Genomic DNA, 18,924 nt, shown 5'->3' with positions numbered 1-18,924 from the left:
TCAATGGAGTGTCGTGCGGCGCGAAACTCGCAACACGGCAACTATGGACAGCCCGCGTCAGGTCCGGTGATCTTCGATAATCGCCTGCGTCAATCTGACAACGCCGTACAACAGCAACAGTCCTACCGCGAGTGACGACAGGATGTGGAGCCTGCGCGGATATTCGGCCTCTTCCGGCAGGTTCGGCATCACGATCACCGAAAGACTCTTGGCCTTGTGAGCCGATTCGACCCGTGCCTTCTCGAAGGTCGACAATGAAACCTTGTACAGATCCGTCGCGAACTGCAGTCGCGCCTTCAGTTCCGCATATTGCGCGGCAGTGCGGTTCATCTTGCCGTCGCCGGGAGCACTCAACTTGGTCTTCTCGAGCGCAATTTGCGCGGTAAGCGAAGACAGCGCATTACGCTTGGCAACAACGGGCGGCGCATCTTCATTCATGTAGGTGAGCAGGTTGCGTAACTCCGCCTCAAGCTCCGCCTGCTTGACCTGCATTTCGGCCACCATGCGTCCGCCCGCTTCCGCGCTCGCAGTCGGATCCAGCATTCCCGTCTTGTTTTCAAACGCGATGACCGAATCGCGCGCGCTCTTCACTTCGTCGTACGAGCGATCGATTTCGTCCCGTGCGAACTGCATGTCGTTCCGCGCTACGCGATGCGACATCTCGTTCAGGAACGACTCACTCTCGGCCAACAGAATTCGATTGAATTGCTGTGCAAATTCCGGTGACATCCCCTGAGTGCGAATCGTCAGGATGCCGGCCTTTTCATCGATATTCACGCTGAGGCGCCGCAGATAGAACTTGAGCATCTGCTCGCGGGTCGCATGCGGTGACAGACGGTTCAGCCAGTCCAGGTCGACACTGCCGAACGCCTGCTTCAGGTTGAGTCGCGCGTCGACTTTCGCGAGCATGTCCGGCGATTCGATGTACTGCTTGAGAACGATCGCGTCGTCCCGCGCGGTTGCATCACTCGCGCCGCCCAGCAACGCCTGGATGTTCAGTCCCGAGGTGACCGACCTCCCGGCATCCTTCACCAGCACCTCCGACTCGCTGACGTAACGGCTGCGCGAGATCAAGCCGAGGTACAGGCCGCAAACCAGCAACGGTATCGCAATGAGAATCACGGGCAGGCGATGTTCACGCAGCCGCCCCAACCAATCAGACATCATTTGCTTGCTTATAGACTTCGATTGCCTCATTGACATCCGGGTAGTACGTTACTTTTCCGTCACCAATAAGCAATCCGACATCGCAGACCCGCCGAACCTCATCGAGACCGTGCGAAACGAAAATAAACTGACTGACCTCCCGCCGGGCCTCCATCAGCGCTTCACTCTTCTTGCGGAACACGGCATCCCCGACCGCAGTCACCTCATCAATCACGTAGTAATCGAAATCGAACGCCATCGACAGCCCGAAACCGAGGCGCGCACGCATGCCGGTCGAATAGCTGCGAATCGGCATGTCGAAGAATCGGCCAAGCTCGCAAAAGTCAGCGACAAACTTCACCTTGTCGTTCAGTTCGTGCTTGGCGGCGTACAACCGAGCGACGAACTTCACGTTCTCACGTCCGGTCATGCTGCTCTGGAAGCCGTTCGAGAGTCCGACCGGCCACGAAATGCGCTTGTTCGTAATCACGCGACCGCGATCGGGTCGATCGATCCCGCCGATAATGCTCAGCAACGTACTCTTGCCCGCCCCGTTCCGGCCGATCAGCCCGATGCTCTTCCCGGACGGGATCTCTACCGTCACGTCCTTGAATACGTAATGTCGACCGGAAGGCGTCCTATACGATTTCGTGAGATTTTCAATACGAATCATGATCGCAACAGAGACGGTTCGCGTGCCTTGTACAGGGCCAATCCGAAAAAGAAGATAAGGAACGTGCTAAAAGTCAGATACGTCAGACTTACCCGCTCGATGTTGTACTCGGAAACGACGCCGTGCCGCATCAACTCGAACGCATGAACGAGCGGATTCCAGAGCAACAATCCGCGATACTGCACTGGGATTGACGTCAACGGATACATGACCGAACTGATGAAATAAAGCGGCCGCATCAGCAACGGAATGATCTTTTCGCTTACCGCAAATTCATGGCCGATCACCATGAAAATAATACCGACGCCCAACCCGAGAATCGTCAGCAGAATCCAGATCGCGGCCAGTTCCGGGATATTGCTCAGCTCGACGGATTGCCCGCCCAGCGCAAGGATCAGGAGCAACACGGCAAACACGATGATGCTGATTACCAATTCAAGGACGGCACGCGCGATCAGCGTATCGATCGGATGAACGGGGCGATAGCTCAGCAGCCCGAGATTAGCCTCGAGCGCATTCAGCGACCGAAGCGTGATATTGAGGAACATGAAATACGGCACGAGCCCGCATATCAGGAACACCGGAAATGAAACAACCGGCATCGCATGTTTCGCGATCAACCCGAGAATGGCGAAGAGCACCAGCATGTGAACAACAGGCTCGAGAAACGCCCACAGGTAGCCGAGCCGCTGCTTGCCGAATCGTGTTTTCAGTTCGCGCAGGAACAGCGCATACACAACTCTGCGCTGAATGGAAAACGCTTTGCCCAGCGCACTGCCCCCAGTCGGCAGGCCTTCCATAATTACCCCGGTAACATTTTCTTGAATTGCATCGCGACGCGCACTGCTCAATGGCTTGCGACGCCTCCATAATGCCTCCGCGTGTCCACAATCGCGGCGCCGCATTCTAACTCGGATCGCTCAGTTCACCCGTAAATTTTTACGTTTTTAATCATCTTTACAACACGAGGCAGACTGGACGATCGATCAAACTTGCCATCCGATTTGATCCAAATGCGCCAAATCCGATAGTCCTCATGCGTGTCGATCCGATTGACACGGCGCTCGACACTTCACAACCAAACCGCTGAAACAGCAAAGCTGCGCGAAAAAGCAGCAGCTTCCTTCAACGAAAACGTTGCCGCGCGCAAAAGACCGAAAATGTCGGTACGCACCACGCGTGATCCGCTCTCAAACCCGACTGATACGGCCTCTCGATCTCGTAATATTTGGTAATCAACTTGAAGTGAAGCCGACTAATGCCATGTCTGCTCGAAGATGAAACGTCGTTTTAAATCACCGCCGACGACAGCTCGCTCGGCGTCAATGGCGCACCGAATCACGTCCGTTACAGCACCATGCGATGATCTCGGCATCGATTATTGGTGTGCAGTTTCGATACTGTCCGACATCCTGCCCGAGAATTTGCTGCCGCTTCCCCGGAGGTGCCATCCGGGACTTACGAACCCGGACGCTTGCCGCGTCCGGTTCAGCGCACATTCACTCGAACGTCGTCGGTTACCCTTGACTCACTATTGGTCGTGTCCATCTTTCCGATAGTCACGGCTTTCGGCATGTCGATCCCGGGACAGCGGCCCAGGCTTGCGCGGGCTGACCGATGTCGGGCTTGACACGATGGAGCCGTCGCCCTTCAACAATCCAACATCCATCGTCGTCATGTTCGGTTGCGCCACGTTTCGCACTCTCAGCGACGCGCTGGAGCTGACAAGGGAACAGTGGTTCAGATAGGACGGCTTGTCGTAGTTCGGGAAATTCCATGACAGCACCGTTGCCTGCGTCAACCGTCCGGTTGTATCGGTCAAAGTCAGTGCGAGATCGTCAATTTCGCACGCTCCGTGTCCGCTCGTCTGGCGAAACAGTTCGGTTGTCGACCCCGGCCCATAGAGGAGCGCGAGCTTGATACGACCGACTTTCAGGGTCGAGATATTTCCGTCGTAAAACTGAAAAACACCACCACCATTGGAGGCGGCCGTCAGCATGTACGTCCCTGTGACTTCGCCGATCTCGATCTCGCACGTTGTCGCCTTTTCACGCGCAACAGCCACCTGGTGGGCTTTTCGAGACGAGCGATTCTGAATCGAGTAATTTCCGATCTTCAGATCCCCCCCCTTGTCGACCGCGGCATAGCCCCACACGTCGCGCACGATCAACGATCCGATGGACACATCGCTTTCGCTGACGACCGTCTGCAGATTCAGGCCCAAATCATCTTCGAATATCGCGGTACCGACCTTGACCTTGCCGCCTGCGGCAATATCGTAAATGCCGTTGTTTCCGCATTTGTATGCGCGCAGGAGATTCACGACGACTTCGCCAGCCTGATTGACCCACAAAGCGGTCACGTTATTTCCCGTGACGCTGCCGAAAACGCATCCAGTAACGGCCCCGGTACTCAGGACCCGGGGCACCGACGGATTGGTGGCATGCGCCGCCGGCAGATTTTCTCCGTGCACGTCGATTCGGCAGTTATTACCGGTGACGAAAAGCACGCTCTGCATTCCCCCGCCAACCTTGACGTCGCTGCCGTAGATATTTTCTCCACGCACCCTGCCGTGTACGCCGTTCCCCGAAACCTTCACACCGACCAGCGAGCGTGTGTTGCCGTCGACATCGATATCGATGACGGATTGATCCGCGCCGATCACCAGCATGTTGCCGGCTTGCGGAAATGCACCAGACGCCTTTAGTCGGATCTTCAGATCGACCTGCCGGGAAAACGCGATCGGCTGCGATACGACATACGTCCGTCCCCGGCCATCTATTCGCAATGCGGCGGGCAATACGGCAAGCTTCAGCAATGCTTGCGTATCGTCGGTCACGCCATCGCCTTTTGCGCCGAAATCGACCGGATCCAGCGCCCGATCTGAATAGTCGGCTGCCGCGTCGCCAGTTGCAGCACCGGCCGGACGAGCAAATGCCGCCAGTACAGCGCTGCCACCGAACAGTGTATTCGCCAAGGTCGCAAGGATTTTTCTTCGCGTGTTGCCCATTTAATCTCTATCCCGGTTGAACCCTGCATCTCTCCGAATTGCAATCGACTGTCCCGGATCTCGCCCGCCAGCTATGCCAGTCGTTAAATCATCGACACCACGCAAGGCGCGCTTAAACGGCATTGAAACAGCCAATCGATCGTGCAAGATCAGAGTACAACACGAACGAGATAAATCGTGAATCGTGCACGCACCGAGATGCGCGACAACTCATGTGTCTGCGTTACAGGCGATTCGACCAATCGAACTGAGAGCAAACGTGCTACGAACGCGCCAGCCCGATTGTTTGACGAAGTTGCCAGAGTAAACCGGCTCGGTTATAAACGGTCCGACGTTTCCAAGGTCAGTCTCCCTTCACCTCACTGCGGAGCCCCCATGCCGAACCTAGCCACCGCCCAGCAATTCCTGATGACCCGCGGCCTCGACTTCGGCCTCAACCTCCTCGCCGCGATCGTCCTGTGGTTCATCGGCCGCTGGGCGATCCGCATCGCCACCCGCCTGCTCGGCAAGGTCGTGCGCCGCAGCGGCAAGGTCGACCCGACGCTGACCGACTACCTGACCTCGGTCGTCAGCGTGCTGCTGACGATCCTGCTGATCCTCGCGATCCTGCAGATCTTCGGCGTGCAGACCACGTCGTTCGCCGCGCTGCTCGCGGGCCTCGGCCTCGCGATCGGCACCGCCTGGGGCGGCCTGCTCGCGCACTTTGCCGCCGGCGTGTTCATGCAGGTGCTGCGCCCGTTCAAGATCGGCGACGTGATCAGCGCGGGCGGCGTCACGGGCACCGTGAAGGAACTCGGCTTGTTCGGCACGACGATCATCACGCCCGACAACATCGTGACGATCGTCGGCAACAACAAGATCTTCTCGGACAACATCGCGAACTACAGCGCGACGCCGCATCGCCGCGTCGACCTGACCGCGAAGATCGCGAACAGCGTCGACGCGGTCGATGCGATCAACCGCCTGAAGACGCAGATCCAGTTGATCCCGAACGTGATGAAAGTGCCGGCGCCGGACGTCGGCGTGCTGCAGTTCACGCCGGAAGGCCCGCTGTTGTTCGTGCGCCCGTCGACGCAGCCGGAGAACTACTGGCAGGTGTACTGCGATACCAACCGCGTGATCCTCGAGACGTTCCGCGACGCGCAATACCCGACGCCCGAAACGCCGATCTCGCATCGCAATACCTGAACCGCACGGACGAAAAAAAAGCGTGGCAGCTCACAGCCGCCACGCTTTTATTGCGAAGAAACGAAACCGTGCCGGCTCAGCGCCCGCCCGTCTTCGGCGCATTATCCGAGCGCCGCCCGCGCACCAGCTTCCACAGCGCGCCGAACGCGACCGGCACGATCGCCGCGCCGATCCCCACCAGCACGATCACGTTCAAATACTGGCGAATGAACGGGATATTGCCGAAGAAGTAGCCGAGCAGCACCAGCAGCAGCACCCAGACCAGCGCGCCGATCACGTTGAACAGCTGGAAGCGCGCGAAGCTCATCGACGACGCGCCGGCCACGAACGGTGCAAACGTGCGCACGACCGGGATGAAGCGCGCGAGCACGATCGTCTTGCCGCCGTGGTTGTCGTAGAACGAGTGGGTCTTCTCCAGCGCCGCGCGGTCAAGGAAGCGCTCGAGCACCGGGATATGGGTATTGAACACCTTCGGGCCGATCCAGCGGCCGATCACGTAGTTCACGGTGTTGCCGGCAATCGCCGCGACGAGCAGCAGCACGATCAGCGCGCCGACATTCATGTCGCCCGTCGCCGCGAACGCGCCGCCGATGAACAGCAGCGAATCGCCGGGCAGGAACGGCAACACGACGAGCCCCGTCTCGCAGAACACGATCAGGAACAACACCAGATATACCCACGCGCCGTATTGCCGGATGAAGTCGCCGAGGAACGCGTCGATATGCAGGACCAGGTTGACGAAATGAAGCAGCGTATCCAAATGCGATTCCTCGAAGGCGAAAAGGCCGGAACGGCCGGAGAATGCGGAAGCGCACCACCGGACAAGGCGGTGCGCGAGACGCAGTCATCATACCGAAAGTCCCTTAAGGCTCCGTGAAAAAGCGTAACCGACCACGGCGCCGGCACTCGCCCGCCGCCTCGCTATAATTCGGCCATGTCCGACATCACCGAAACGGCCGCGGGCGCCGTGCCCGCCCCCGCTCCGCGCCCGCTGCGCGCGATCCAGCCCCTGCCCGACCAGCTGATCAGCCAGATCGCCGCCGGCGAGGTCGTCGAACGCCCGGCGTCGGTCGTCAAGGAACTGCTCGAGAACGCGATGGACGCCGGCGCGACGACGCTGCGCATCGTGCTCGAGGAAGGCGGCGTCAAGCGCATCTCGATCACCGACGACGGCTGCGGGATTCCGCCCGGCGAGCTGCCGCTCGCGCTGATGCGCCACGCGACGAGCAAGATCCGCTCGCTCGAGGAGCTCGAGGCGGTCGCGACGCTCGGGTTTCGCGGCGAAGCGCTCGCGTCGATCGCGTCGGTGGCCGAGATGTCGATCACGAGCCGCACGGCCGACGTCGCGCATGCGACGAAGATCGACGCGACCACGGGCGCGCTGTCGCCGGCCGCCGGCGCGGTCGGCACGACGATCGAGGTGCGCGAGCTGTACTTCAACACGCCCGCGCGCCGCAAGTTCCTGAAAAGCGAGCAGACGGAGTTCGGCCACTGCCTCGAAATGATCCGCCGCGCGGCGCTCGCGCGGCCGGACGTCGCGATCTCGGTGCTGCACAACGGCAAGGCCGTCGAGCACTGGAACGCGACCGAACCCGCGCAGCGCGTCGCGAAGATCCTCGGCGACGGCTTCGCGACCGCGCACCTGCCGCTCGACGAGCAGGCCGGGCCGCTCGCCGTCTACGGCTGCGCGGGCTTGCCGACCGCGAGCCGCGGCCGCGCGGACCAGCAATACTTCTTCGTCAACGGCCGCTTCGTGCGCGACAAGCTGCTCACGCACGCGGTGCGCGCGGCGTACGAGGACGTGCTGCACGGCGACCGCTACCCGTCGTACGTGCTGTTCCTCGACCTGCCGCCCGAAGCGGTCGACGTGAACGTGCACCCGTCGAAGATCGAAGTGCGCTTCCGCGATTCGCGCTCGATCCACCAGTACGTCTTCCACGCGGTGCAGCGCGCACTCGCGCGCCATGCCGGCGCGTCGCCGGAAACCACCGCGGGTGGCCATGCCGCGCAACTCTCACCGGCGCCGGGCGGTCCCACGTCGTTCCTGAATACGCCGCTTGGCCAGGGCGCGGCCGCCGGCACGGGCGGCAGCGGTTTCTCGTCGCCGTCGTCGCCATCGTCGGCGGGCAACACGTGGATGCGCCAGGCACGCATGACGCAAGGCACGCTGCCGGTCGCGCAGCCGCTCGCCCTCTACGACGCGCTGTTCGGCCGCAAGGACACGGGCGCGGGCACGCCGGACGGCGCGACGATCGTCGCGCGCGATGCGGCGGATGCACCGGTCGCGCCGCTGCCGGGTTTCACGGCGACCCCGCTCGCTGCCGGCGCGCACGACGAGCAGCCGCTCGGCTTCGCGCTTGGCCAGATCCACGGGATCTACGTGCTCGCGCAGAACGCGCACGGCCTTGTGATCGTCGACATGCACGCGGCGCACGAACGGATCCTGTACGAACAGTTCAAGAACGCGCTGGCCGACCGCACGGTCGCCGTGCAGTCGCTGCTGCTGCCGATATCGATGACGGCGACGCCGGTCGAGATCGGCACGGTCGAGGAAGAACGCGACACGCTCGAATCGCTCGGCTTCGACCTCGCGGTGCTGTCGCCGACGACGCTCGCGATCCGCGCGGTGCCCGCGCTGCTGAAGGACGCAGACCTTCAATCGCTCGCACGCGCCGTGCTCGCCGACCTGCACGCGTTCGGCGGCTCGCGCGTGCTCACCGAGCGCCAGCACGAACTGCTCGGCACGCTCGCGTGTCACCACGCGGTGCGCGCAAACCGGCGCCTGACGCTCGACGAGATGAACGCGCTGCTGCGCCAGATGGAAGCGACCGAACGCGCGGATCAATGCAATCACGGCCGGCCGACGTGGTATCAGCTCACGCTGAACGATCTCGACCGCCTCTTCATGCGCGGGCAATGAGCGCTTCACTGCAATCCCCGCCAACGACGATCGCCTGCCTGCTCGGCCCCACCGCGTCGGGCAAGACGGCCGCCGCACTGGCGCTCGCCGCGCGCCGTCCGATCGAGATCGTCAGCGTCGATTCGGCGCTCGTCTACCGCGACATGGATATCGGCACCGCGAAACCGACGCGCGACGAGCGCGCGAGCGTGCCGCACCACCTGATCGACATCATCGACCCGGCCGATGCGTATTCGGCGGCCGAATTCCGCGCGGACGCGCTGCGCCTGATCGGCGAGATCGCCGCGCGCGGCCGCACGCCGCTGCTCGCGGGCGGCACGATGCTGTACTACAAGGCGCTGACGCAGGGTCTCAACGACCTGCCGACCGCCGATCCGGCCGTGCGCGCGGCGCTCGACGCCGACGCCGCGCGCGACGGCTGGCCCGCCCTGCATGCACGGCTCGCGCAGGTCGACCCCGCGACGGCCGCGCGGCTCGCGCCGAACGATTCGCAGCGGATCCAGCGGGCGCTCGAAGTGTTCCTGCTGAGCGGTCAGCCGATGTCGGTGCTGCTCGCCGCGCCGCGACGCGCGGACGACGAGGCCGCCGCGTACCGCTTCGTACCGGTCGCGCTCGAGCCGTCGGACCGCGCGGTGCTGCACGCGCGCATCGCCCAACGCTTCGACGCGATGCTCGACGCGGGCTTCATCGACGAGGTCGAACGGCTGCGCCGCCGCGAGGATCTGCATCTCGGCCTGCCGTCGATGCGCTGCGTCGGCTACCGGCAGGCATGGGAATTCCTCGACGGCGACACCGACTACCGGACCATGCGCGACAAGGGCATCTTCGCGACGCGCCAGCTGTGCAAACGGCAGATCACGTGGCTGCGCGCGATGCCGGAGCGGCTCGTCGTCGACTGCGTCGCGCCGGATTCGACGGCGCAGGCACTCGACACGCTCGAACGCGTGCTGGACGACCGCCTGCCGGCCTGATTCCCCGCATACGGTCCGGCCAGCCGCCCGGAAGCACTCACGCGGCCGCGCTCAGTGCGCGAGCGTCACGAGATTCGCGTCGCGCGTGAGCTGCCGGCGGCCATCCCGCTTGCGGAAGATCGTCAGCGTGTGGCCGGAGCGGCGCACGGTGTCGCCCCCCCCCCCCGGCGGCGTCACGTCGATCTCGAGGAAATTGCGCAAGTACGCCCAGTCGCCCATCACACGCAGTTCGTCGATCCGGTAACGGCCGTCGACCTTCGGCCCGTTGCCCGTCGCCGCGTTCGCGTCGCGCGACGCGGCCGCGAACGCCGCCTTGTCGAACGGCGGCTTGCCGGCCACCGCGAAAATCGCGTCGTCGGCGATCAGGTCGAGCACGGTCGCCAGATCGCCGCGCCGGCTCGACACGAACCAGGTTTCCACCAGGTCGCGAATCGCGCGTTCGTCTTCGGTCATCGTCGCTCCTCCTTCGGCGGCGTGCCGCTACACCAGGCCGCGCCAGAAAAAAAAGCCGCCCGGATCGACTCCGGGCGGCTTTCCTTGCTGCATCCTGCTTGCGGTGCGTCAGACCACGACCGTCTGCGCCTCGCCTTCACGGCTCGCACGCACGGTGCCGATCTTCCACACCTGTTCGCCGGCGGCCGTCAGGTCGGCGATCGCCGCGTCGGCGTCCGCCGCCGACACGATCACGGCCATCCCGATCCCGCAGTTGAACACGCGGTGCATTTCCGCGTCGGCGACGCCGCCGTGCTCCTGCAGCCACTTGAACAGCGGCGGCAGCGGCCATGCGTTCTGGTCGAGCTCGGCCGTGAGGCCTTCGCGCAGCACGCGCGGAATGTTCTCGACGAGGCCGCCGCCGGTGATGTGGGCCATGCCCTTCACTGACAGCTTCTGCATCAGCGCGAGCAGCGGCTTCACGTAGATGCGCGTCGGCGCCATCAGCGTGTCGGCCAGCGAGCGGCCGTGGAAATCGGCCGACAGATCGGGGTTCGCGCGCTCGATGATCTTGCGCACGAGCGAGAAGCCGTTCGAGTGGATGCCGCTCGACGCGAGGCCGAGCACGACATCGCCTTCGGCGATCGTGCTGCCGTCGATGATCTTGCTCTTCTCGACCGCGCCGACCGCGAAACCGGCCAGGTCGTATTCGCCGTCCGGGTACATGCCCGGCATTTCGGCCGTTTCACCGCCGATCAGCGCGCATCCCGACAGTTCACAGCCGTGCGCGATGCCCTTGACGACCGTGGCGGCCGTGTCGACGTCGAGCTTGCCGCACGCGAAGTAGTCGAGGAAGAACAGCGGCTCGGCACCCTGCACGAGGATGTCGTTCACGCTCATCGCGACGAGATCCTGGCCGACGGTGTCGTGTTTGTTCAGATGAAAGGCCAGCTTGAGCTTGGTGCCCACGCCGTCGGTGCCCGACACGAGCACCGGCTCCTTGTACTTCTTCGGCACTTCGAACAGCGCGCCGAACCCGCCGATGCCGCCGAGCACGCCGTCGCGCAGGGTTTTCTTCGCAAAAGGCTTGATCTTGTCGATGAGCGCGTCGCCCGCGTCGATGTCGACGCCTGCGTCGCGGTAGGACAGACCCTGAGCGTCGGGAGCGGATTTCGGAGGATTCATGGGGGAATGCGAGAAGGTCGGTAAAATGCGATTTTACCCGAAGCCGGCCCGTTGGCCGGAATTCCCAGCACCGAATCGTCAGGGATTGCATCTTGGTCGACACGTCCCCGTTTTCTTCGCTACGCGAGCCGCGCCGGAACCCGCGCGCCGCCGTGCGTGCGGCCGCGTGTGCAGGCACCGGAGCAGCCCCCCGCGCGTGCCCGGCGTTCGGCGCGCGCTTCATCAACCGACCCGCATTGTGACTGTTGTGTCCCGTCAACTGACGCTCGATCTCGGCACGCCGCCGCCGGCCACGTTCGACAACTTCATCATGAACGAGGAGAACGACGAGCTCATCTCGCGGCTCCAGAAGCTCGACCTCGCGCTCGCGGCGGGGCCCGTGCCGGACCGGTCGTTCTACATCTGGGGCGAGCCCGGCAGCGGCCGCACCCACCTGCTGCAGGCGCTCGTGAGCGATGCGTCGTACGGCTACGCGCGCTACCTGACGCCGCAGAGCCCGCTCGGCGCGTTCACGTTCGACCCGCGCATCGGCATCTACGCGATCGACGACTGCGACCGGATGAGCGACACGCAGCAGGTCGCGCTGTTCAACCTGTTCAACGAGGTCCGCGCGCACCCGTCGAGCGCGTTCGTCGCGGCAGGCCCCGCGGCGCCGCTCGCGCTCGACGTGCGCGAGGATCTGCGCACGCGCCTCGGCTGGGGGCTCGTGTTCCACCTGTCGCCGCCGTCCGACGCCGGCAAGATCGCCGTGCTGAAACTGGCGGCGAAGGAGCGCGGGATCGCGCTCACCGACGACATCGCCGCGTACCTGCTGACCCATTTCCGCCGCGACATGCCGAGCCTGATGGCGCTGCTCGACGCGCTCGACCGCTTCTCGCTCGAGCAGAAACGCGCCGTCACGCTGCCGCTGCTGCGCCGGATGCTGGCCCGCCCCGGCGACGACATCGCACCACCGGGCACAGGCCCGAACCGCTTCGAGTAAAATGCCCTTCCATGACTAATCTGGCACTCTTTGACCTCGATCACACGCTGATCCCGACCGATAGCGACCACGAATGGGGCCGCTTCATGGTGAAGCTCGGCATCGTCGACGCGGAAAGCTTCTCGCGTCAGAACGATCAGTTCTTCGCCGACTACAAGGCCGGCAAGCTCGACATCCATGCGTACCTGTGCGCGATGCTCACGCCGCTCGCGAAGTATTCGCGCGCGCAGCTCGCGCAATGGCACGAGCAATACATGCACGAGGTGATCCGCCCCGCGATGACGCCCGCCGCGCTCGAGCTCGTGCGCAAGCACCTCGATGCCGGCGACCTGTGCTGCGTCGTGACCGCGACCAACGAATTCATCACGCGTCCGATCGCGACCGCGTTCGGCGTCGACACGCTGATCGCGTGCGAGGTCGAAACGACCGACGGGCACCCCGACTCGCCGTACACGGGCCGGCCGACCGGCACGCCGAGCTATCGCGAAGGCAAGATCGTGCGCACCGAAGCATGGCTCGCGTCGCTCGGCAAGCACTGGGACGACTTCGAACACAGCTACTTCTACAGCGACTCGCACAACGACATCCCGTTGCTCGAGAAAGTCACCGACCCGATCGCGACCAACCCCGACGACACGCTGCGTGCGCATGCAAGCGACCGCGGCTGGCGCATCCTCGATCTTTTCTGAACGTCGTGATCAAAAAATTCATTCGCAAGCTGCTCGGCCAGGACGGCGCCGAACAAACGTCGCCCGTCGAGGCGCCCGCCGCCGACACGGCCCCTGCCTCGCGCCCCGCAAAGGGCAGCCGCGGCGCGAGCGCCAAAAAGCCGCGCGGCAATCACGAACCGACCGTCGTGCCGGCCAGCGTGCACCGGATCGACCCGTCGCTGATCTCGAAGAACGCGGTGCGCGTGACCGACACGCTGCAGCAGGCGGGCTTTCGCGCATTCATCGTCGGCGGCGCGGTGCGCGACCTGCTGCTCGGCATCGCGCCGAAGGACTTCGACGTCGCGACCGACGCGACGCCGACCGAGGTGCAGCGCCTGTTCCGCCGTGCACGCCTGATCGGCCGCCGCTTCCAGATCGTCCACGTGCAGTTCGGCCAGGAACTGATCGAGGTGTCGACGTTCCGCGCGCTGGTCGACGCCCCGCCCGAAGCCGCCGCGGCCGAGCCGCCGAAACGCCTGAAGCGCGACGAGCTCGACCGCCGCACGCACGCGGTGGACGCGAGCGGCCGCGTGCTGCGCGACAACGTGTGGGGCGAGCAGCACGAAGACGCCGCGCGCCGCGACTTCACGATCAACGCGATGTACTACGACCCGTCGACGCAGACGGTGCTCGACTACCACGACGGGATGGCCGACGTGCGCGCCCGCCTGCTGCGGATGATCGGCGACCCGGCCACGCGCTATCGCGAGGATCCGGTGCGGATGCTGCGCGTCGTGCGCTTCGCGGCGAAGCTCGGCTTCGAGATCGAGCCGCACACGCGCGAGCCGATCAACGCGCTCGCCGACCTGATCAACAACGTGCCGGCCGCGCGCCTGTTCGACGAAATGCTGAAGCTGCTGCTGTCGGGCCATGCGCTCGCGTGCCTGAAGCAGCTTCGCAAGGAAGGCCTGCACCACGGGCTGCTGCCGCTCCTCGACGTGGTGCTGGAACAGCCGCAGGGCGAGAAGTTCATCACGCTCGCGCTGAACAACACCGATGCGCGCGTGCGCGCCGGCAAGCCGGTGTCGCCGGGCTTCCTGTTCGCGACGCTGCTGTGGCACGACATGCGCCAGCGCTTCGAGCAATACACGGCCGAAGGCGAAATCCCGGTGCCGGCGCTCCATCGCGCGATGGACGACGTGCTCGACATGCAGACCGAGAAGCTCGCGATCCACAAGCGCTATTCGGCCGACATGCGCGAGATCTGGGGCCTGCAGCTGCGCCTGGAAAAACGCTCGGGCCGCAGCGCGATGCGGCTGCTGGAACACCAAAGGTTTAGAGCGGGGTATGATTTCCTCCTGTTACGCTGCGAATCCGGCGAGCTCGATGCGGAAGTCGGACAGTGGTGGACGGATTTCATCGAAGGCGACGCAGCCGCCCGCGAGGCCCTGCTCACGCAGGGCGGCTCGAAGGAAAAATCGCCCCGCAAGCGGCGCCGCCGCGGCGGTGCGCGAAACCGCAAGCCGGGCGAAGGCGCAGCCGAGCAGGCGCCGGACACCGCAGGCGGTTCCGACGACTGACGCGCTCGGCGGCGAACGACGTAGGAAGTGATGCCATGACGGTTGCATATATCGGACTGGGGGCGAATCTCGGCGATGCGCGCCAGACCCTGAAGGACGCGGTGGTGTGCCTTGCGCAGCAGCGCACCATCTCGATCCTCGGCAAATCGAGCCTGTATCGCACGGCGCCCTTCGAAGCGGGCGGCGACGATTACTACAACTGCGTCGTCAAGCTCGACACGACGCTGTCGGCCCGGGAGCTGCTCGCGCTCTGCCAGAAGATCGAACATCACTTCGGGCGCGAGCGCCCGTATCGCAACGCGCCGCGCACGCTCGACCTCGACATCCTGCTGTTCGGCACCGATTCGATCGACGAACCCGACCTGATCGTCCCGCATCCGCGCCTCACCGACCGCGCATTCGCGCTCGTGCCGCTCGTCGAAATCGAGCCGGCGCTCGACATCCCCGCGCGCGGCCGCGCCGATGCGTTCCTCGCCGCGGTCGCCGACCAGCGCGTCGAGAAGGTGCAGACCTGTCAATGCCTGATGCAGAAGGCCCTTGCCGCCGGCGCAGACGCCGACAAGAACCCCTGTCGATGAACACCACTCCGCTGACCGTCACCGCCCCCGACCTGCGCGCCCCGCATCGCTATCTCGTGATCGAAGGCCCGATCGGCGTCGGCAAGACGACGCTCGCGCGCCTGCTCGGCGAGCGCTGGTCGATGCAGATGCTGCTCGAACGCCCGCAGGACAACCCGTTCCTCGAACGCTTCTACCGCGATACCGCGCGCTACGCGCTGCCCGCGCAGCTGTCGTTCGCGCTGCAGCGCGCGCAGCAGGCGCGCGAACTGATCGGCGCGCTCGACACGGGCCGGCCCGTCGTCGCCGATTTCATGCCGCAGAAGAACGACATCTTCGCGCGGCTGAACCTGCCGGAAGACGAATGGCAGCTGTACCGGTCGATCGCGACCCACCTCGACGTGCCGCAGGCCCCCGCGCCCGATCTCGTCGTCTACCTTCAGGCGAGCCCCGAGGTGCTGTTCTCGCGCATCCAGAAGCGCGGGCTGCCGATGGAGCTGCAGATCAGCGACGCGTACCTGCGCTCGCTCGTCGACGCGTACAACGAATTCTTCTATCACTACGACCGCACGCCGGTACTGACGGTCGCAGCCGAACACCTGAACCCGCTGGATTCCCCCGAAGACCTCGCGCTGCTGGTCGAACGCATCGAGACGATGCGCGGCCGCAAGGAATTCTTCGTCAAGGGCGAAACGACGCGCTGACGCGTCCTCGCCCGTCGTTTTCACCATCGAACCGGATTTCCCATGACCTATCTCCAGGAATCGAGCCGGCCTGCCGTCACGGTGCCCAAGCTGCAGGCAATGCGCGACGCCGGCGAGAAGATCGCGATGCTCACCTGCTACGACGCGAGCTTTTCGTCGCTGCTCGATCGCTCGGGCGTCGACGTGCTGCTGATCGGCGATTCGCTCGGCAACGTGCTGCAGGGCCACACGACCACGCTGCCCGTGTCGCTCGACGACATCGCATACCACACCGCGTGCGTCGCGCGCGTGCAGCCGCGCGCGCTGATCATGGCCGATTTGCCGTTCGGCACGTACGGCACGCCGGCCGAGGCATTCGCGAGCGCCGTCAAGCTGATGCGCGCCGGTGCGCAGATGATCAAGCTCGAAGGCGGCGAATGGCTCGCCGAGACGATCCGCTTCCTCGTCGAACGCGCGGTGCCCGTGTGCGCGCACGTGGGCCTCACGCCGCAGTCCGTGCACGCGTTCGGCGGCTTCAAGGTACAGGGCAAGACCGAGGCCGGCGCCGCGCAACTGCTGCGCGACGCGCGCGCGGTCGAGGAAGCCGGCGCGCAGGCCGTCCTGCTCGAGGCCGTGCCGACCCTCATCGGCTCCGAGGTCACGCACATGCTGCGCGTTCCGACGATCGGCATCGGCGCCGGCGCCGACTGCTCGGGCCAGGTGCTCGTGCTGCACGACATGCTCGGCATTTTCCCCGGCAAGCGTCCGCGCTTCGTGAAGGATTTCATGCAGGGCCAGCCGACCATCCAGGCGGCCGTCGAAGCCTATGTGCGCGCGGTAAAGGACGGCTCGTTCCCCGGTCCGGAACACTCGTTCTGACGTGCGGCCGGCGGCTCGTTCGCCGGCGCCGTCCCGATACAAAAAAGCGCGGCGCCCTTCGCGGGGCGCCGCGCTTTTTTGATTGGATGCCGTGTTGCCGAATCTCGGCGGCGCCGGCTCGGGTTTGCGGCCCGATCGGTCATCGTGTCACTTCAATACCGCGTCGAGCGCGCCGCGCAATGCATTGGTCAGCAGCAGCGCTTCCGCGCGCGCAAGGTCGTCGCATATGACGACACGTTCCACCGCGCCGAACGCGCGGTCGTCGAGCAGCACGCCGCGCATCACGCCCGGCAGCACGCCGCTCGCCAGCGGCGGCGTCACCCACCGGCCGTCGAGCTTCACGAACAGGTTCGAGCGCCCGCCTTCCGTCACCTCGCCGCGTTCATTGACGAACAGCATGTCGAAGCCGCCGAGTGCTTCCGCCGCCTGCCATGCACGGTCGTATTCGGCACGGCGCGTCGTCTTGTGCAGCAGCAGCGCGTCGTCCGTGCGGGTCGGTGCGAAGCCGTGCGCGGACGCGAGCATCACGCCGACCGGCCCCGCAGGCAGCGGCTTCAGCACGGCTGCCGTGATGTCGACCGTGCCGTCCTTCGCGAGCGCGAGTTTCATCCGGTACGGGCCGTCGCCGTCGAGCGCCGCACAGCGCGCGCCGACCTCGCGGCGCAACGCCTCGGCGTCGAAGCGAAAACCGAACGCATCCGCGCTGCGCTGCAGCCGCGCAAGATGGCGCTCGAAATGCCGGATGCCGTCCGCACGCGTCGCGGCCGTGGTTTCGAACAGCTGGAAGCCGGGATCGGCGTCGGTCAGGAATCGCGCTTTCAATTCGCACTCCGCATATTCGTCGGCGGCGACGCTGTCGAGCACGATGCCCGCGCCGACGCCCATCGTGCCGCGCCGCCGGCCGGCAGCGGCCGTTGCCGCGTCGCGCGCGTCGATCGTCGCGGCGGCATCGACACCGACCGCTTCGAGCGTCAGCGTCCGGATCGCGACCGACAGGCAGAAATCGCCGCAGCCGGCCGCGCCGTCGGACGACGCATCGCCTGTCGACCGGTCTTCCTTCAGCGCATCGAGCCAGCCGATCGCGCCCGTGTAGAGGCCGCGCGGCGTCGACTCGATCGCGTCGATCAGTTCCATCGTCTTGTGCTTCGGCGCGCCGGTGATCGATCCGCACGGAAACAGCGCGCGCAGCATCTGCGCGAACGTGGTGCCGTCGCGCCAGCCGGCCTCGACCGTCGACGTCATCTGCCACACCGACGCATACGGCTCGACCGAGAACAGCGCCGGCACCTTGACCGTGCCCGTGCGCGCGATCCGCGACACGTCGTTGCGCAGCAGGTCGACGATCATCACGTTTTCCGCGCGGTTCTTCGGATCGTTCGCAAGAAACGCGGCCGCCGCCGCATCGTCGCGCGGATCGGCAGCGCGCGGCGCGGTGCCCTTCATCGGCCGCGCGCGCAGCACGTCGCCATGCCTCTCGACGAACAACTCCGGCGAGCACGACACGACCCACGCGCCGTCGGGCAGTGCGATCAGCGCGCCGTAACGCACGGGCTGACGCGCACGCAGCCGCCGGTACAGCGCCGGCGGCGTGCCGAACATGTCGAAATTCAGCCGGTACGTGTAGTTGATCTGGTACGAATCGCCCGCGCGCAGCGCGTCGTGCACCGCTGAGATCGCCGCGTCGAACGCGTCGCGCGACACGCTCTTCGCGACGTGCGCGACGCCCGCGATCGACGGCGGGCCGCCGCCATCCTGCCGCGCGAGCCACGCGTCGACTTCGTCGCGCGACAGGCGTTCGCAGCGCGCATACAGCAAAAAGCGCAGCGGGGCATGGCCCGGCTGCGCTCTTTCCAGATTGCGTCCGAATTCGTAATCGCCGACGACGACCGCATGCAGCCCGTCACGCAGATCCTGCGCCACCGCCGCATCGACTTCGTCGAGCCGTGCCGGATCCGTGCATACGCGTTCGCGCACGAAACCGGAATACAACCGGCTCGACCGCGCGGACGCGGTCGAGTCGCAATCGTCCAAGAGCGCGAACGACGCGCTCTCGTTGCCTTCAGTCATG

The 18,924-nt window shown here is 65.0% G+C and carries 17 protein-coding genes; 9 read left to right on the top strand and 8 right to left on the bottom strand.

Annotation, left to right across the window (positions count from 1 at the left end):
• Positions 1-57 precede the first annotated feature (57 nt).
• The 4 genes from DIE21_RS14085 to DIE21_RS14070 all read right to left on the bottom strand — a co-directional run bounded on the left by DIE21_RS14085 (position 58) and on the right by DIE21_RS14070 (position 4,829).
• A complete protein-coding gene (locus DIE21_RS14085) occupies positions 58-1,164 on the bottom strand; it encodes a lipopolysaccharide biosynthesis protein (protein WP_260432476.1) in 1,107 nt (368 codons plus the stop codon).
• Positions 1,157-1,819, bottom strand: coding sequence for an ABC transporter ATP-binding protein (locus DIE21_RS14080; RefSeq protein ID WP_124498274.1), 663 nt, complete (start codon positions 1,817-1,819; stop codon positions 1,157-1,159). The genes DIE21_RS14085 and DIE21_RS14080 overlap by 8 nt, the downstream gene beginning before the upstream one ends.
• The gene (locus DIE21_RS14075; protein ID WP_260432475.1) at positions 1,816-2,670 is read right to left on the bottom strand and encodes an ABC transporter permease; all 855 of its coding nucleotides are present in this window, start codon (positions 2,668-2,670) and stop codon (positions 1,816-1,818) included. Before DIE21_RS14075 ends, DIE21_RS14080 begins: the two co-directional genes overlap by 4 nt.
• A 680-nt stretch (positions 2,671-3,350) precedes the next feature.
• On the bottom strand, positions 3,351-4,829 hold the full coding sequence (locus DIE21_RS14070; RefSeq protein ID WP_124498273.1) for a hypothetical protein: 1,479 nt from the start codon (positions 4,827-4,829) through the stop codon (positions 3,351-3,353).
• A 375-nt stretch (positions 4,830-5,204) separates the two neighbouring features.
• Between DIE21_RS14070 and DIE21_RS14065 the strand changes: the two genes are divergently transcribed.
• Positions 5,205-6,017, top strand: a complete 813-nt coding sequence (locus DIE21_RS14065) for a mechanosensitive ion channel family protein (protein ID WP_124498272.1) — start codon at positions 5,205-5,207, stop codon at positions 6,015-6,017.
• Between the two features lie 76 nt (positions 6,018-6,093).
• Here DIE21_RS14065 and DIE21_RS14060 read toward each other — a convergent pair whose 3' ends face one another.
• Complete coding sequence (locus tag DIE21_RS14060; protein WP_124498271.1) at positions 6,094-6,777, bottom strand: DedA family protein; 684 nt, start codon at positions 6,775-6,777, stop codon at positions 6,094-6,096.
• 174 nt (positions 6,778-6,951) lie between these two features.
• On the opposite strand from DIE21_RS14060, the gene mutL reads away from it, so the two are divergent.
• The gene (gene mutL / locus DIE21_RS14055) at positions 6,952-8,937 is read left to right on the top strand and encodes a DNA mismatch repair endonuclease MutL (RefSeq protein WP_124498270.1); all 1,986 of its coding nucleotides are present in this window, start codon (positions 6,952-6,954) and stop codon (positions 8,935-8,937) included.
• A complete protein-coding gene (gene miaA / locus DIE21_RS14050; protein WP_124498269.1) occupies positions 8,934-9,908 on the top strand; it encodes a tRNA (adenosine(37)-N6)-dimethylallyltransferase MiaA in 975 nt (324 codons plus the stop codon). The genes mutL and miaA overlap by 4 nt, the downstream gene beginning before the upstream one ends.
• A 51-nt stretch (positions 9,909-9,959) precedes the next feature.
• On the opposite strand, the gene DIE21_RS14045 is transcribed toward miaA, so the two are convergent.
• Positions 9,960-10,361: an SgcJ/EcaC family oxidoreductase gene (locus DIE21_RS14045; RefSeq protein ID WP_124498268.1), complete on the bottom strand. Its 402-nt coding sequence runs from the start codon at positions 10,359-10,361 to the stop codon at positions 9,960-9,962.
• A 108-nt stretch (positions 10,362-10,469) separates the two neighbouring features.
• Positions 10,470-11,525, bottom strand: a complete 1,056-nt coding sequence (gene purM / locus DIE21_RS14040; protein WP_057926698.1) for a phosphoribosylformylglycinamidine cyclo-ligase — start codon at positions 11,523-11,525, stop codon at positions 10,470-10,472.
• Between the two features lie 247 nt (positions 11,526-11,772).
• On the opposite strand from purM, the gene hda reads away from it, so the two are divergent.
• From hda to panB, 6 genes are read left to right on the top strand one after another with little or no spacing between them, the layout of a single operon-like run.
• Positions 11,773-12,507 carry a DnaA regulatory inactivator Hda gene (gene hda, locus DIE21_RS14035; protein WP_006760485.1) on the top strand — a complete coding sequence of 245 codons (735 nt, stop codon included), beginning with the start codon at positions 11,773-11,775 and terminating at the stop codon, positions 12,505-12,507.
• An 11-nt stretch (positions 12,508-12,518) separates the two neighbouring features.
• Positions 12,519-13,196: an HAD family phosphatase gene (locus DIE21_RS14030; protein ID WP_124498266.1), complete on the top strand. Its 678-nt coding sequence runs from the start codon at positions 12,519-12,521 to the stop codon at positions 13,194-13,196.
• A 5-nt stretch (positions 13,197-13,201) separates the two neighbouring features.
• On the top strand, positions 13,202-14,737 hold the full coding sequence (gene pcnB / locus DIE21_RS14025) for a polynucleotide adenylyltransferase PcnB (RefSeq protein ID WP_124498265.1): 1,536 nt from the start codon (positions 13,202-13,204) through the stop codon (positions 14,735-14,737).
• Between the two features lie 35 nt (positions 14,738-14,772).
• Complete coding sequence (gene folK, locus DIE21_RS14020; protein ID WP_124498264.1) at positions 14,773-15,315, top strand: 2-amino-4-hydroxy-6-hydroxymethyldihydropteridine diphosphokinase; 543 nt, start codon at positions 14,773-14,775, stop codon at positions 15,313-15,315.
• Positions 15,312-15,998 (top strand): deoxynucleoside kinase, encoded by a 687-nt coding sequence (locus DIE21_RS14015; protein WP_124498263.1) that lies wholly within the window; start codon positions 15,312-15,314, stop codon positions 15,996-15,998. The genes folK and DIE21_RS14015 overlap by 4 nt, the downstream gene beginning before the upstream one ends.
• 42 nt (positions 15,999-16,040) lie before the next feature.
• On the top strand, positions 16,041-16,856 hold the full coding sequence (panB, locus tag DIE21_RS14010) for a 3-methyl-2-oxobutanoate hydroxymethyltransferase (RefSeq protein WP_124498262.1): 816 nt from the start codon (positions 16,041-16,043) through the stop codon (positions 16,854-16,856).
• A gap of 147 nt (positions 16,857-17,003) precedes the next feature.
• Here the strand turns inward: panB and DIE21_RS14005 are convergent, their stop codons facing one another.
• On the bottom strand, positions 17,004-18,923 hold the full coding sequence (locus DIE21_RS14005; RefSeq protein ID WP_124498261.1) for a chorismate-binding protein: 1,920 nt from the start codon (positions 18,921-18,923) through the stop codon (positions 17,004-17,006).
• Position 18,924: the final 1 nt, after the last annotated feature.

Source organism: Burkholderia sp. Bp9140 (assembly GCF_003853425.1).
In the GTDB taxonomy this organism is placed as follows: Bacteria; Pseudomonadota; Gammaproteobacteria; order Burkholderiales; family Burkholderiaceae; genus Burkholderia.
This window is presented reverse-complemented; position numbering and strand designations above follow the sequence as displayed.